Source organism: Sulfurimonas sp., from assembly GCF_047622445.1.
Lineage (GTDB): Bacteria > Campylobacterota > Campylobacteria > Campylobacterales > Sulfurimonadaceae > Sulfurimonas.
The window spans coordinates 21,199-35,401 of sequence record NZ_JBLHOE010000005.1; the positions used below are offsets into that span (position 1 = coordinate 21,199).

Here is a 14,203-nt window from a genome sequence, read left to right on the forward strand (position 1 = left end):
GTTCATAATTTTGCTAAAATCTCAGTATGAATACATACTTAGAAAAATTTAATGACACTATTGAAAATACTTTTTACGCGAAACTTCCAGAGAATGAACAAACATTTATAAAAGAAAAATCTCTCCAACTGAAGTTTTCGTACCAAGAATTAAAACAAATTATCGATATAGCACGCGATCTTAGCATGTGGCATGAGAAAAATATTCTAGAAATTTTTCCAGACCATAATCAAAAAAAAGTTGTTTTTACTAGGCTTCGTAAAGCTTATGAAGATATACGTGATAAACCAAATTCTTATAAAAACTTTGAACTTAAAAACATCCCTCAAGAACAAAAATATACTTTTACTACTGAAACCAAAGAAGGATTTGGACTTGGACTTTGTCCTGTTGCATCTGAAAAAACAAGATGTTGTAATCTTCTAACACTTGATGCTGTGGAATCTTGTGGATTTGATTGCTCGTATTGTTCTATTCAAAGCTTTTACAACCAAAACACAATTACTTTTGATAGTGGATTTGCAGATAAACTCCTTAACTTAAATTTGGATCAAAATAAAACCTACCATATAGGAACAGGACAGAGTTCTGATTCACTTATGTGGGGAAACCGTGAGGGAATACTTGATTCCCTTTTTCGCTTCGCACGTGAGAATCCAAATGTAATCTTAGAATTCAAAACAAAGTCCGACAACATCAAACATTTTTTGGAAAATGATGTACCTACAAATATTTTATGTACCTACTCACTTAACACCCAAACTATTATTGATAACGAAGAACATTTAACTGCTTCGCTTAACAAAAGAGTTAAGGCTGCTAGAAAATTAGCTGACAAAGGTGTAAAAGTTGGCTTTCACTTTCACCCTATTGTAGAGTATGAAAACTATTTAGAAGAATACAAAGAAGTTTATGACAAACTTATCAATGAATTTAAAGTAGGTGAAGTAGCTCTTATTAGTTTTGGAACGCTTACCTTTATTAAACCAGTTATAAAACAACTTCGTGAACGTGAATTTCGAACAAAAATCACACAAATACCTCACGTTAACGCAAGTGGAAAAACATCTTACCCTGATGCGACAAAAGTAGAGATGTTTAAACATGCCTATGAAAGTTTTAAACCTTGGCACAAAGACGTTTTCTTTTACTTATGTATGGAAGAGCATTCTATGTGGGCGAAGACCTTTGGTTATGAGTATTCAACAAATAATGATTTTGAGAGAGCTATGCTTGCTTCTTATGCAAATAAACTAGATATGGAGTTTTTACTATGACGTTAGTAGATGAAGAACAGAACTTTTTCTTGTCCCAACCACATCAACCTTTTTTTATTTTAGGTATTGCTAATGCACTCATAATGATGCTTTTGTTTGCACTTTCTTACAAGGGTATACTTTCACTACAGATGGACACCCTTAATTTTCACACATACACATTAATATTTACCGTGTTTCTCAATGTGTTTACTGGATTTTTATTTACTACTTTTTCAAGATTTTGCCAAACACCTTCCATTGAGAGCCCTTACTATACAAGAATCTTTTTTACTAACCTTATTGGTTCTGTTCTTTTCATATATGGAGCTTTATCTATAAACTTAGTTATGCAGGTAGGAATGCTAATACTTTTACTCTCTCAATTTTTTATTGTCTATAAATTACATGTGATATTTAAAGAGGGACAAGCAGCAGATAAAAAAGATGCTTTTTGGATTTTAGTGGCTAACTATTTTGGTCTTTTTGGACATCTCTTATTTATATGTTCAAACTTTATTTCTGAACTACAAAGCGTAGCAATTAATATTTCATTTTATCTCTATCTCATCTTTTTAACTTTTGCAGTTGCACAAAGAATGATTCCATTTTTCTCTCACTCTTATGAGATTAAAGATGAAAAGCTTCTTATAAGAACCTTTGTATTTCTTACACTCAAAACAATTTTTAGTGCATTTGATATTCTCGTTGGTGAAATAATAATAGATGTAATCTTAGGTTTATATTTACTGCGTGAGTTTATTTCTTGGAAGTTTACCCCACTAACTTCTCACGCAATTCTTTGGGTACTTCACCTCGGACTATTTTGGTTACCTACAGCTCTTCTTTTATCTGCTATGAGTTTAACTGCTGAGCTTATGCTTGGTACATCATTTTACTTTTTAGGTGTTCACCTTATAGCTATAGGCTTTTTAACAACCATTCTTATAGGTTTTGGAACTCGAGTTACACTTGGTCATTCTGGACAAGCTCCGAATGCTGATACATTTGCAGTTGGTCTTTTTTTCTTCATACAAGTTGTTGTAATTCTACGTGCATTATTGAGTTTTAATGTCGCTTTTGAATGGAATCTGCCTTTCCTGTTTGATATATCTTTTAGTGCTTGGTTAGTATTATTTTTACTTTGGGGTGCTAGATATGGGAAAGTTCTTATTTTTGGAACTAAAATGTAGTTCTATGATAAAAGACTAAAAAAAATTTAACTTCTAAACTTGACGAGTATCATTCCTGCAAACTTGTTCTTAGTGTAGTATTCTACTCTATATATATCGCCACTCTTATCAACAGAAAACTTTGTAGCAATCTGGTTTTTACGAATATTTATATCTGTTTCAATCTTTTTCTTGTTTGTGTAACCAATAATATTCACACGAAAATTCTCATCATACTTCACCAAGAAATTTTTAGATACATCAACTATAGACCCAAACTCTACATCTTGAAGTTTACCATCCACAAGAAACTTTACTGTATTACTTTCTTCATCATATTCTTGATAATCAGCTTTTAGTTTTGAAAGTCTTCTATTTCCATAATGAATTGTATATATATTCTTTTCTTTAACAATTGCGAGAAGTGGGTTACTCGCTTCAAAGTCAAGTATTTTATCTTTTTTGATAGGAAAGTATTTTAGAAAGCCCCGTATTTTAGAAAGGGGAAGCTTTATTTTATTGTCATACATTGAGATATAGATATCATTGTTTATCGCAGCATATACACCCTTAGCAGTGAATTCAAACTTTCGCTTATATTTAATCCCCATAATGTCCATATATTTTTCTAAGGCTAAGAGATGATAGTAAACTCTCTCATGTGTTACTAAACTTTTACTTGCTTCATTCCCAAAAGCAGCTTTACCATTGTTAATGGCAAAATAAGTTAATGTTTTTTCCATCTCCTTATCGCCCTCAACTGTTCGAGTGTTATGCACGTGGTATTTATGTTCACTTTTCATAAGGTTTTTATTTACATATTTTACCACTTCGTCTGATATCTCTTTGAGATTCCCATAAAGAGGTATATTAAGCTTTGTTTGATCAATGATAGAACATTGTCCCCATCTATGTGGTGAATGTAGTTTGTCTTCATACGTAGGTCTAAAAAAACCACTTCCATCATGTAAATTGACGACTAACTTAACATTATCATCTTTAATATATGACTTAATTCTTTGGATTGTTTTGTATTCAGGATCTTTTGTAGAAAGATGTGCAAATTTACGGTTCATATCTCCATATGGACCACGACTTCTTTTAATAATACTATAAAAGTTAAGGTTAGGAACGATCCATACAGAACCTTTTGTAATCTCATAATGTGTAGCTAGAAGCGATGCTGATATAAACCCACCAGGCTCATCGCCTTGTATTCCACCAACAACTAAAAGCGTGTTTCCATCATCTTTACCTTTTTTTATAAGGTCAAAATCATAATGGTTATTTGCAGATAAAACACTAGCGATAATTGCTAGTATAAGAAAATAAGAGAATTTCATTTATATTACTTCAACATGCCATGGCTCAAAACGAACACCGTCACTATTGTTCATGTTATATCGCATACCAATGTAATCAAGTTTTATCATTTTATTAAACTCATACGTAGAAGCAAAATCAGCGGTGAAGTTTTTATATCCCCATCCTTTTCTGCCAACATCAAAATCACTAATGGTATGGTAAGAATACGCAGGAGGAGCAATACTTTTTGAAGCTTTTGTGATGTTACCTCTACAGTTATAGATTTTATTGACATAAAGACTTAATTGCTTCACCACATTTCTAACACCCGAAGTAAGGATAAGAGTATTCCCAACATCTTTTTTTAGACTTTCATAATCCTCTTGTGCTTTACCTTTAAATAAATAATGCCCAGTATAAGGAATTTTCTCTACTTCTTTTCTTGAAATTTTATTATTTATATTGTTACAAGTTTTTTTACCGTAAAAGCCATATTGATTTTGATCTTCACCAAATAGCCTATCTATGAGGTCAAGTTCTTTTTTACTAAAAGCACCTATACGGTAATAATTTCTTGCATAAAAAAGTGTATCAGTGAAGGAAAGAAGGTTAAAGTTAGCAAATCCAACATGTCGTTTAACACGTTTTAGGCGAGAGTTTACACTTACTAGAAGTTCCCATTCTTCCTTACTCAAATAAATATCATCACTATCTGCCATAAGCTCCTGAGCGAAAAGAGGAGTTAACACTGCACACGATAAAAAGTTTCTTCTATTCATATGAGTATTATATCAAAATTTAAAATAAGTGATATATTTTATAGCACTTATTTTTTTTCTATTTACGCATTCATTGCAATAATAAAATTATTATCTTCCTCTTTTACTGTAAATTTATGTTTTGCACAAAAATCATTATTCATTGTGTCTCTCATCTCTATACTTTTTAAAAGTGCTTCGTCTTTAGAATCCATTGTAGTATCAGCTTCCATGTCACTTCTTTTGAAACAACCACATTGTCTTTCTACTATTATTTTAAACATTATTTATCCTTAATTTTTTTGGAATATTAGCAAAATGACTACTATATCTACTTATCTAATTTAAAATCATTAATTCTTTAAGCAAAAATAAACATTCTAACATGAGTAAATAGCTATAATACTCTAAAATAAATTAAGACGGAAAAACCAATGAATACATTAAGTGCACATTTAGAACTAGGATGCATAAATACCCTCAGAGTTGATAGAGACACAGCTCCAGGGATTTATCTTATGGCGGAGGATGAACTAGATGTTCTTCTTCCAGGACAATATGTTACAGAAGCTATGGTACAAGACACATTAGTAGATGTATTTTTATATACAGACTCTGAAGATAGACTTGTTGCAACTACGCTTAAACCAACTGCGATGCTAGATGAATTCGCCTTATTTGAAGTTGTAGATGTAGCCCCTTTTGGTGCTTTTATGAACTGGGGTTTAACTAAAGACCTTCTCGTACCAAACATGTTTCAAAAGACTCCATTTGTTGTAGGTGAAAAAAGATTTATAAAAGTAATCTACGATGAAAGAACACACCGACTTGTTGGAACTGAGAAACTGGGCGAGTTCTTTGAGAGACGAGTTAAAGGTCTAACGGTAAATAAAGAAGCAGAAATATTAATCATTGCAAAAACTCCACTTGGATTTAAATGTATCGTAAGTGAAAAATATGAGGGCCTCATTTATCATAATGAAATCTTTGAAAACTTAGAACTTGGCGATAAAAGAATTGCTTATGTAAAGACAATTAGAAAAGATGGAAATATTGATTTAAGTTTACAAAAACCAGGGGGCAAACAAAGTGGTGGTTCTCATGAAAAAGTACTTACCCTATTAAAATATAATGGTGGAACAATGCCTTATAATTATAAAAGCGATGCTGAGTTAATCAAAGATACATTTGGTCTAAGTAAAAAAGACTTTAAACGTTCCCTTACAACACTCGTTGACTCTAATAAGATAGAAGTAAAAGATACTGGAATATACATAAAGGATTGATAATGGGGAAAAAGCAAAAAAAGAGTGTAGAACTCTCTGATAAGAAAATAAGCTTTAATATAGAGAAAAGATTTTTTAAGGCTATACGATACTATCCAACTTCTATGAATTTAGATGCTATGGAATTTGATGAAGATGGTAAAAAAGTTGGAGTTGTTAGTCTTGCTTTTGCACATATTCCAAAAGAAGTGAAAAAAATGATAAAACCCAACTAAACTATGAAAATATTAGTTAGGTTTATATAAGAGATTCGGCTTAAAATCTTATAGTAATCAAGGAGAACATCATTGTACAAATCATTTGTTACAAAAGTGTTAATTTAAGATATAATAATTAGAAAAGGAACAGATATGCAAGAATGTACTTCACTAGAAGATGTTAGGATACAAATAGATACATTAGATGATAAGTTAGTAGAACTTATCTCACAAAGAAGTCACTATATTAAAAAAGCAGCTTCATTTAAAAATAGTGTAGACGAAATCAAAGCCGATGATAGAATCGAATTTATAAAACAAAAAGTAAGACATAAAGCAATCCAGATGGAGGTTTCCCCAAATATGATTTCAGAATTATTTACAATTATGATAGATGAAATGGTTGAAACAGAAATTGCAGAGTTTAGAAATAAGGATGCTTTTTAAGCAGAGGTAAAAAGAGGATAAATCCTCTTTTTATTTGTAACGGTAAGTAATTCTACCCTTATCTAGTGAGTATGGAGTTAACTCAAGTTTCACTTTATCACCTGGAAGTATTTTGATATAGTGCATACGCATTTTTCCTGCGATATGACATAAAATAATATGTCCATTTTCTAATTCAACACGAAAAGTTGCATTTGGTAAAGCTTCAATAATCTTACCATCAACTTCAATAACGTCAGCTTTTGCCATTAATAGTCCTTTAGTTTCTCTTTAGTAATATTACGCAAGAGATAATATTTCAGCTTTACCGTTGATAACTGCAACCGTATGCTCATAGTGTGAACCGCGTAAACCATCGGCACTAACAACATCCCACTTATTATCTAAAATAATTGGTCTATTTTCTTTTTGACATATCATAGGTTCAAGACAAAAAGCCATACCATTCTTAATTTTAGGACCAGCCTTAGGATTTTTCCCATTAAGATAGTTTGGAATTTCAGGCTCTTCATGAGGTTTTGTACCTATCCCATGTCCACAAAAATTATGTAATGGAACAAAACCACGAGAATGTATAAAGTCTTCCATAATTAAAGAAAGCTCTTTAAATCTCATACCATCTCTGATTTCACCAATTGCATGATAGAGAGTATCTTTCGCGCATGCAATTAAAGCGATATCTAAATCGCTCACTTTACCTACGCCAACACTCACAGCAGCATCACCAAAATAACCTTCAAGTTCAGTTCCGATATCATATCCGATAACATCACCTTCTTGTAGTTTATAATCAGTAGGAATACCGTGAATAATTACTTCGTTGAGTGAGCAGCAAACAGAGTTAGGAAAGCCGTAAAGACCCTTAAAAGAAGGTTTGGCACCACAGCTTCGGATATAATCCTCACCCATTGCATCAAGATCTTTTAAAGAAGCTCCGATTTTTGTATTTGCTTGAAGTAGTTCTAAGGCACCACCAACAATTTTATTAGCAGCTCTTAGTTTTTGTATTTCGTCAGGTCTTCTTAGCGCAATCGCCATTTTATAGACCGACTGCGCTTAATGTTTCATATTTACCCATATAAACTTGAGCTTCTATTTTTCTCATTGTATCAAGAGCAACTTGAACAACGATAAGAACAGCAGTTCCACCAAAGAAGAAAGGTACGCCCATCCCTTTGATAATCATAAATGGTAAAGTAGCCACAAGACCAAGGTAAAGTGCACCAGTAAATGTTAATCTACTTGCAGTTTCATTTAAAAACTCCATCGTAGCATTACCAGTTCTAATACCTGGAATAAATCCACCCTGCCTTTTTAAGTTGTCAGCTATATCTTTTGCATTAAATGTAATCGAAGCATAAAAGAATGCAAAGAAAACAACAAACATAAAAGTTAAGAAGTTAAAAAAGTATGAATTTGGATTTAAATAATCTGCAAAAGCTAAAACGGTAGGGTTTGTACTACTACTCATTACAGTCATAGGAAACATTAAAATTGCCGAAGCAAAGATTACTGGAATAACACCAGCTAAGTTAACCTTTATTGGAATATAGTTCATAACTCTTTTATTTTGATTTTGCATCATAGTTTTTTTAGCATATGTAACAGGAACACGACGTTCACCGAGTTCAACATAAATAATAATGGCTACAGTACCTAAAATAAGAGCTAAAATAGCTATTACTGTTAAGAAACTCATAGCACCAGAATTTACCATAGTAATAGTTTGACCTATAGCAGATGGGATAGCCGATACGATTCCTGCGAAGATGATTAACGATATACCATTACCGATTCCACTTTGCGTAATTTGTTCACCGATCCACATTAATAACATTGTACCAGCAAGCATAGAAACAGCAGCAAGTAATATAAATGTATTTTGATCAGCTAAAATTGCAGAGTTTCCACTAGGTCCTGTTAAACTTTGAAGTCCAACACTTACACCAATAGCTTGAATAATTGTAATTACAATAGTCGCATAACGAATAATTTGCATATATTTAACCATACCATCACGCTCTTTTTTCATTTTACCAAGAGGTGCAAAAGTTGCAGCTAAAAGTTCCATAATAATTGAAGCAGTAATATAAGGCATAATACCAAGTGAAATAATAGAAAGTCTCTCAACAGCATTACCACTAAACATATTAAATAGTCCAAGTGCATCTGATTGATGTGAGTCGAAGAATGATGCGATAACAGCAGTATCTACACCAGGTACTGGCACATATGCCAGTAAACGGTAGATGAATAAAAACCCTATTGTAATAAGTAACTTATTAACTAGATTTTTATTCACAATTAGTTACCTGTAGTAGTAACGTTTTCGTCTTTAATTTTTGAAGCTAAATCTTTAGCAGATGCTCCAACTAATTTAACCTTAACAACAGCAGCACCCATTTTGTGAACACCACGGATTGACTCTACCGTGATCTCAGCTAATTCAGCTACAGCTTTAATTTTTCCAACGTTAATTACATATGGCTTTACTAATCTAGAAGTAAAACCAATTTTTGGTAAACGTTTTGCAAGTGGTTGTTGACCACCTTCAAAGTTTCTTTTTCTTTTGTAACCTGAACGAGATTTCTGACCTTTTTGACCACGACCTGCAGTCTTACCAGTTCCAGAAGCTTGTCCACGCCCTGTACGTTTACGATTTGTAGTAGAACCTTCAGCAGGTGATAAATTTTCAATACCCATATACTATCCTTTTAAACGGCCAAGTGCTTCAACTGTTGCGCGAACCACCGTACCTGGATTATTTGAACCAATACTCTTAGTAAGAATATCTTGTATACCTGCAAGCTCAAGAACTGGACGCATAGCTCCACCTGAGATAACACCTGTACCTTCTGATGCTGGCTTAAGTAAAACACGTGAAGCGTTATACTTATGCTCAATATCATGTGCAATAGTAGTACCTTTAATGCTAACAGTTGTTATGTTCTTAAATGCATTATCTACAGCTTTACGGATAGCGTCAGGAACTTCTTTCGCTTTTCCCATACCATAACCGATAGTACCATTTTTGTCACCAACAACGATAAGTGCAGTAAAACGAAATCTTCTACCACCCTTAACAACTTTAGTAACACGACCAATATTTACAATTGATTCTTCAAAATCATCTCTGTTAATTTCCATCATGTCTCCTTAAAACTTAATTTCGTTAGCACGAAGTGCATCACCAAATGCAGCGATAACACCGTGATATTGGTAACCATTACGATCAAAAACAACTTCAGTTAGTTTAGCTTCTTTTAGTTTGTGCGCAAACGCTTCACCAAGTGCAGCTGCACCTTCTTTGTTAGATTTATGACCAGTAGCCTTTGAATTAAGTGCGCATAATGTTGTTGCTGTTGCATCATCAATAGCTTGTACACTTAAATAACGGTTTGAACGAAATACAGAAACACGAGGAAGTGAAGCACAACCAGATATTTTTGCACGAATACGTTGCTTACGCTTAATACGGTTCGCAATTTTATTTTTTAATACTTTTGCATTCATTTTTTAATATCCTCCCTTACTTCTTAGCTGTCTTACCGGCTTTACGCACGATATGCTCTTCCATGTATTTAACACCTTTACCTTTGTACGGCTCTGGTGGACGGAAACTTCTAATTTTTGCAGCTGCAGAACCTAAAAGTTGTTTGTCATGACTACTAAGAGTAATAACATTTTTTTCAACTTTAGCTTCAAGACCATCAACTAAATCAAAGTTAATATCGTGAGAGTGACCAAGTTGAAGATTAAGAACTTTACCTTTAACAGCAGCTCTATAACCAACACCATTGATCTCTAGTTGCTTAGAGTATCCAGTAGTTAAACCAGTTACAACATTAGCAGCTAATGCTCTATACGTTCCCCAGAATGCTCTGTGAGCTTTCTCTTCTGATTTAGCAGCAAAAGTTAAAACATTTCCATCAATTTTGAAGTCAACATTTCCCTTTGTATCTAAATCAACACTATTTTTGCCTTTAGCAAAAGTTAATATATCGCCATTTGAGCTAACTTTAATATCAGCTGCAAATTCTACAGGTTTTTTACCAATTCTTGACATACTATACCCCTACCATATCGTACACATAACTTCACCACCAATTCCAAGGTCATATGCCTTGTCATTAGCTAGAACGCCATGAGATGTACTTACAATAATAGTTCCGTAACCATTTTTGAAACGTTTGATATCTTCTTTACCTTTGTAAACACGTCTACCAGGCTTAGAAACTCTTTTCATTTCATTAATTACAGTTCTACCTTCATCGTTATACTTTAGTACAACTTTGATAGTTTTTTTAGGACCATTTTCGATTACATTACAAGACTCTAAGTAACCTTTTTCTACTAAGATATTTGCTACAGCTTCAACACTCTTAGAGTGAACTAAAGTAGTAACTGGTAATCTTCTCATACCCGCATTACGAACACGCGTTAACGCATCTGATACTAGATCATTAATTGCCATTTATATTTTCCTTATTTGTAGTTATTTTATGAATAAACATAAAATAACTGCTAATGAGTAGAAGTTTCCTCTTGGGTTACCAAGAAGACTTTCTAACACCTGGGATTAACCCTTTGCTTGCCATGTCTCTAAAACAGATACGGCAAATACCGAAATCTCTTAAAACAGAATGTGGACGACCACATACTTGACATCTTGTATAACCACGAACTTTAAACTTAGGTTCACGTGCCGCTTTTGCGATCATAGACTTCTTAGCCATTAGTTGCTCCCTTTAGTAAAAGGCATACCCATTTTCTCTAAAAGAGCAAAACCAGCCTTATCTGAATCAGCCGTTGTAACCATAGTAATATTCATACCATGGATTTGCATGATTGAATCATAGCCAACTTCTGGGAAAATTAGTTGCTCTTGAAGACCGAAGTTATAGTTACCACGACCATCAAAACCATTTCTTGGAACACCACGGAAATCTTTTACACGAGGAAGTGCAATAGATACGAGACGATCAAGAAAGTTATACATGTTTTCACCACGAAGTGTTACACGGATACCAACTGGCATACCCTCACGAACTTTAAAACCAGCAACTGATTTTTTCGCGATTACTGTAGTTGCTTTTTGACCAGCAATTGTAGTAATTGTGTCTTCGATATTTTTAATAAGTTTGTTGTCTTTCATTGCAAAACCAGCACCAACAGAGATAATTATTTTCTCTACTTTTGGTGTTTGCATAGGATTTGTAATTCCTAAATCAGTTTGTAACTCAGATTTTAAACCTAAATATTTTTCTTTAAAACGAGCCATTATTATGCCTCCACTTTACGTACATTTGAAGCATCTATTGGCATTTCTTTATTGATATGTCCGCCTTTAGTATTATCTTCTGTTGGTTTGATCGCTTTTTTAGCTACCTTACAACCCTCAACAATAACCTTGTTCTTCTTAGGCATAACTGATAAAACAGTAGCCTTAGTTCCACGGTCATCTCCAGCGATAATTTCTACAGTATCGCCTTTTTTGAAATTAAACTTTGCCATTAAACAACCTCCGGCGCAAGAGAAACAATTTTCATGAATCCAGCGTAACGTACTTCACGACCAACAGGGCCGAAAATACGAGTACCGATAGGCTCTCTCTTGTCATCAAGTATTACAGCTGCATTATCATCAAAACGAATTAGAGAACCGTTTTCACGTTGAACCTCTTTATGTGTTCTAACGACAACAGCTTTAATAACTTTACCTTTTTTAACTTTAGCAGTTGGAGTCGCTTTCTTAACAGAAGCAACGATAACGTCACCAATTGAAGCATAACGACGCTTTGAACCACCAAGTACCTTGATACACATAATCTCTTTAGCACCTGTATTATCAGCTACTACTAAACGAGTAAAACCTTGGATCATTATTTAGCTCCTGTTACTACTGTTTTAAGTCTAAAAGATTTAGTCTTTGAAAGTGGACGACACTCGATTGCAACAATCTCGTCTCCAACTTTAACTTCGTTACGCTCATCATGTACTAAGTACTTTTTGAAACGTTTTACAACTTTGTGGTAACGTGGGTGCATTACACGACGTTCAACAACAATAGATACTGTCTTATCGCCTGAAATAGTTACTACTTTACCTTGTACTTCACGTTTATGTGTCATATAGAGGCTCCTTAGTTTGCTACTGCAGTAAGTGCAGTATTAATTTTTGCGATATCTTTTCTAGCTACTGTAAGTTCACTAGTATTTTGAAGTTGCATCATCTTTTGTTTAATTTTTAAAGTAAAAAGTTCAGTCTTTCTTTCTTTAAGCATAGCTTGAAGGTCAGCTGAAGTTTTTCCTTCTAAATCAGAATATTTCATTGCTCATCTCCTCAGTAATTATTTTACATTTAAATGGTAACTTATGCATAGCAAGAGTTAACGCTTCACGTGCAATATCATGTGGAATACCAGCAATTTCAAATATAATTCGACCTGGCTTAATATTCATAACCCATTTATCAACAGCTCCCTTACCTTTACCCATACGAGTTTCAAGAGGCTTAGCAGTTAAAGGTTTAGCAGGGAATACACGAATCCACATCTTACCTTGACGTTTAATATGACGAGTAGCAGAGATACGTGCTGATTCTATTTGACGAGAATCGATACGACCAGCTTCTACAGCTTTAAACGCAATGTCACCAAACGCTAGTTTGTAACCTGAACGAGCGTAACCACGGTTACGTCCCTTCATTACCTTACGGTATTTAGTTCTTTTTGGCATCAACATGATTAATCAGCCTTTTCGTTATTTTCACGACGAGGTGCACGTTTACGTGGACGCTCTTTTTTCTCTTCAGCTACTTCAACAGGTACGCCTTTAGTAAGAACTTCCCCTTTGAATATCCATACTTTAACACCGATAATTCCGTATTGTGTATGTGCTTCAGCGAAACCGTAATCAATTTTAGCACGTAGAGTATGAAGAGGAACTCTTCCCTCTAAGTACCACTCAGTACGAGCCATTTCTGCTCCACCAAGACGACCAGCAACTGCTACTTTGATACCTTTAGCGCCAGAACGTTGTGCACCTTGCATAACTTTCTTCATAGCACGACGGAAAGCAACACGACGCTCAAGTTGAGTAGCTACATTCTCAGCAACAAGTTGTGCTGAAGTTTGAGCTTTTTTCTCTTCTTTTATGTTGATTGAGATTGGCTTACCAACTAACTTTTGAACAGCAGTTTTAAGTTTCTCAATGTCTGCACCCTTCTTACCAATAATGATACCAGGACGAGCAGCAACGATAGTTACACGTAAACGCTTAACTGTTCTTTCTATAATGATGTTTGCAACACCAGCATAATAAAGTTCTTTCTTTAAAAATGTTCTTATCTTGTGATCTTCACCTAAAGCAGCTGGAGCTGTTTTAAAGTTAGGGAACCAACGGCTCTCCCAGTTACGGTTGATACCAAGACGTAAACCAATAGGATTACATTTTTGACCCATATTATTTACCCTCTACTTCTACTAAGATATGTGCTGTTGGTTTTCTAATTCCTGAAGCCATACCACGAGCACGTGGACGGAAACGTTTTAGAACTGGACCATTGTCAACACGACAAGATTTAACAATACAATCTTCTGCTTCCATACCACTGTTAGCTACTGCAGATGCAATTACTTTAGAGATAATTTTAGCTGCCTTATTTGGAGTAAATTCTAAAGCTGCGATTGCTGCTTCAGCATTCATCCCTTGAACTTCTCTTGCAATAAGACGAGATTTAATTGGAGATACACGGATAAATTTTAATAATGCTCTAGCCATGC

25 protein-coding genes are annotated in these 14,203 nt (G+C 34.1%); 5 read left to right on the forward strand and 20 right to left on the reverse strand.

Going from position 1 to position 14,203, the window contains the following annotated elements:
• The first annotated feature begins 26 nt into the window (after positions 1 to 26).
• Positions 27 to 1,277, forward strand: coding sequence for an SPL family radical SAM protein (locus ACI9TV_RS02070; RefSeq protein ID WP_415249099.1), 1,251 nt, complete (start codon positions 27 to 29; stop codon positions 1,275 to 1,277).
• A complete protein-coding gene (locus ACI9TV_RS02075) occupies positions 1,274 to 2,449 on the forward strand; it encodes an NnrS family protein (RefSeq protein ID WP_415249100.1) in 1,176 nt (391 codons plus the stop codon). The genes ACI9TV_RS02070 and ACI9TV_RS02075 overlap by 4 nt, the downstream gene beginning before the upstream one ends.
• 26 nt (positions 2,450 to 2,475) lie before the next feature.
• Here the strand turns inward: ACI9TV_RS02075 and ACI9TV_RS02080 are convergent, their stop codons facing one another.
• From ACI9TV_RS02080 to ACI9TV_RS02090, 3 genes are all read right to left on the reverse strand, one after another.
• Complete coding sequence (locus ACI9TV_RS02080) at positions 2,476 to 3,771, reverse strand: M99 family carboxypeptidase catalytic domain-containing protein (protein WP_415249101.1); 1,296 nt, start codon at positions 3,769 to 3,771, stop codon at positions 2,476 to 2,478.
• Positions 3,772 to 4,512 (reverse strand): M15 family metallopeptidase, encoded by a 741-nt coding sequence (locus tag ACI9TV_RS02085; RefSeq protein ID WP_415249102.1) that lies wholly within the window; start codon positions 4,510 to 4,512, stop codon positions 3,772 to 3,774.
• A gap of 62 nt (positions 4,513 to 4,574) precedes the next feature.
• Positions 4,575 to 4,775, reverse strand: a complete 201-nt coding sequence (locus tag ACI9TV_RS02090) for a hypothetical protein (protein WP_415249103.1) — start codon at positions 4,773 to 4,775, stop codon at positions 4,575 to 4,577.
• Positions 4,776 to 4,925: 150 nt separating this feature from the next.
• Here ACI9TV_RS02090 and ACI9TV_RS02095 point away from each other — a divergent pair, with 150 nt between their 5' ends.
• The 3 genes from ACI9TV_RS02095 to ACI9TV_RS02105 all read left to right on the forward strand — a co-directional run bounded on the left by ACI9TV_RS02095 (position 4,926) and on the right by ACI9TV_RS02105 (position 6,421).
• On the forward strand, positions 4,926 to 5,777 hold the full coding sequence (locus ACI9TV_RS02095) for a S1 RNA-binding domain-containing protein (RefSeq protein WP_415249104.1): 852 nt from the start codon (positions 4,926 to 4,928) through the stop codon (positions 5,775 to 5,777).
• A 2-nt stretch (positions 5,778 to 5,779) separates the two neighbouring features.
• A complete protein-coding gene (locus ACI9TV_RS02100; protein WP_415249105.1) occupies positions 5,780 to 5,992 on the forward strand; it encodes a hypothetical protein in 213 nt (70 codons plus the stop codon).
• Positions 5,993 to 6,127: 135 nt separating this feature from the next.
• Entirely contained in the window at positions 6,128 to 6,421 is a 294-nt protein-coding gene (locus ACI9TV_RS02105; protein ID WP_415249106.1) for a chorismate mutase, read from the forward strand.
• Between the two features lie 30 nt (positions 6,422 to 6,451).
• Here ACI9TV_RS02105 and infA read toward each other — a convergent pair whose 3' ends face one another.
• From infA to rplV, 17 genes are all read right to left on the reverse strand, one after another.
• Positions 6,452 to 6,670, reverse strand: coding sequence for a translation initiation factor IF-1 (infA, locus tag ACI9TV_RS02110; protein WP_013326041.1), 219 nt, complete (start codon positions 6,668 to 6,670; stop codon positions 6,452 to 6,454).
• Positions 6,671 to 6,700: 30 nt separating this feature from the next.
• Positions 6,701 to 7,459 (reverse strand): type I methionyl aminopeptidase, encoded by a 759-nt coding sequence (gene map, locus ACI9TV_RS02115; protein WP_415249107.1) that lies wholly within the window; start codon positions 7,457 to 7,459, stop codon positions 6,701 to 6,703.
• A 1-nt stretch (position 7,460) separates the two neighbouring features.
• Positions 7,461 to 8,723 (reverse strand): preprotein translocase subunit SecY, encoded by a 1,263-nt coding sequence (secY, locus tag ACI9TV_RS02120; RefSeq protein ID WP_415249108.1) that lies wholly within the window; start codon positions 8,721 to 8,723, stop codon positions 7,461 to 7,463.
• A 2-nt stretch (positions 8,724 to 8,725) separates the two neighbouring features.
• Entirely contained in the window at positions 8,726 to 9,124 is a 399-nt protein-coding gene (rplO, locus tag ACI9TV_RS02125) for a 50S ribosomal protein L15 (RefSeq protein WP_415249109.1), read from the reverse strand.
• A 3-nt stretch (positions 9,125 to 9,127) separates the two neighbouring features.
• On the reverse strand, positions 9,128 to 9,568 hold the full coding sequence (rpsE, locus tag ACI9TV_RS02130; protein ID WP_415249110.1) for a 30S ribosomal protein S5: 441 nt from the start codon (positions 9,566 to 9,568) through the stop codon (positions 9,128 to 9,130).
• A 9-nt stretch (positions 9,569 to 9,577) separates the two neighbouring features.
• Complete coding sequence (gene rplR, locus ACI9TV_RS02135; protein ID WP_415249111.1) at positions 9,578 to 9,934, reverse strand: 50S ribosomal protein L18; 357 nt, start codon at positions 9,932 to 9,934, stop codon at positions 9,578 to 9,580.
• 16 nt (positions 9,935 to 9,950) lie between these two features.
• Positions 9,951 to 10,487, reverse strand: a complete 537-nt coding sequence (gene rplF, locus ACI9TV_RS02140; protein WP_415249112.1) for a 50S ribosomal protein L6 — start codon at positions 10,485 to 10,487, stop codon at positions 9,951 to 9,953.
• A gap of 9 nt (positions 10,488 to 10,496) precedes the next feature.
• Entirely contained in the window at positions 10,497 to 10,895 is a 399-nt protein-coding gene (rpsH, locus tag ACI9TV_RS02145; protein ID WP_415249113.1) for a 30S ribosomal protein S8, read from the reverse strand.
• 76 nt (positions 10,896 to 10,971) lie between these two features.
• The gene (locus ACI9TV_RS02150) at positions 10,972 to 11,157 is read right to left on the reverse strand and encodes a type Z 30S ribosomal protein S14 (protein WP_415249114.1); all 186 of its coding nucleotides are present in this window, start codon (positions 11,155 to 11,157) and stop codon (positions 10,972 to 10,974) included.
• Positions 11,157 to 11,702, reverse strand: a complete 546-nt coding sequence (gene rplE, locus ACI9TV_RS02155; RefSeq protein ID WP_415249115.1) for a 50S ribosomal protein L5 — start codon at positions 11,700 to 11,702, stop codon at positions 11,157 to 11,159. The genes ACI9TV_RS02150 and rplE overlap by 1 nt, the downstream gene beginning before the upstream one ends.
• 2 nt (positions 11,703 to 11,704) lie before the next feature.
• Positions 11,705 to 11,935: a 50S ribosomal protein L24 gene (gene rplX, locus ACI9TV_RS02160; protein WP_415249116.1), complete on the reverse strand. Its 231-nt coding sequence runs from the start codon at positions 11,933 to 11,935 to the stop codon at positions 11,705 to 11,707.
• Positions 11,935 to 12,303 carry a 50S ribosomal protein L14 gene (rplN, locus tag ACI9TV_RS02165; RefSeq protein WP_415249117.1) on the reverse strand — a complete coding sequence of 123 codons (369 nt, stop codon included), beginning with the start codon at positions 12,301 to 12,303 and terminating at the stop codon, positions 11,935 to 11,937. Before rplN ends, rplX begins: the two co-directional genes overlap by 1 nt.
• Entirely contained in the window at positions 12,303 to 12,551 is a 249-nt protein-coding gene (rpsQ, locus tag ACI9TV_RS02170) for a 30S ribosomal protein S17 (protein WP_415249118.1), read from the reverse strand. The genes rplN and rpsQ overlap by 1 nt, the downstream gene beginning before the upstream one ends.
• A gap of 11 nt (positions 12,552 to 12,562) precedes the next feature.
• Complete coding sequence (gene rpmC, locus ACI9TV_RS02175) at positions 12,563 to 12,751, reverse strand: 50S ribosomal protein L29 (RefSeq protein WP_415249119.1); 189 nt, start codon at positions 12,749 to 12,751, stop codon at positions 12,563 to 12,565.
• Positions 12,738 to 13,163: a 50S ribosomal protein L16 gene (rplP, locus tag ACI9TV_RS02180; protein ID WP_415249120.1), complete on the reverse strand. Its 426-nt coding sequence runs from the start codon at positions 13,161 to 13,163 to the stop codon at positions 12,738 to 12,740. Before rplP ends, rpmC begins: the two co-directional genes overlap by 14 nt.
• A 2-nt stretch (positions 13,164 to 13,165) precedes the next feature.
• Entirely contained in the window at positions 13,166 to 13,882 is a 717-nt protein-coding gene (gene rpsC, locus ACI9TV_RS02185; RefSeq protein ID WP_415249121.1) for a 30S ribosomal protein S3, read from the reverse strand.
• A 1-nt stretch (position 13,883) separates the two neighbouring features.
• Positions 13,884 to 14,201 (reverse strand): 50S ribosomal protein L22, encoded by a 318-nt coding sequence (gene rplV / locus ACI9TV_RS02190; RefSeq protein ID WP_415249122.1) that lies wholly within the window; start codon positions 14,199 to 14,201, stop codon positions 13,884 to 13,886.
• Positions 14,202 to 14,203 lie beyond the last annotated feature (2 nt).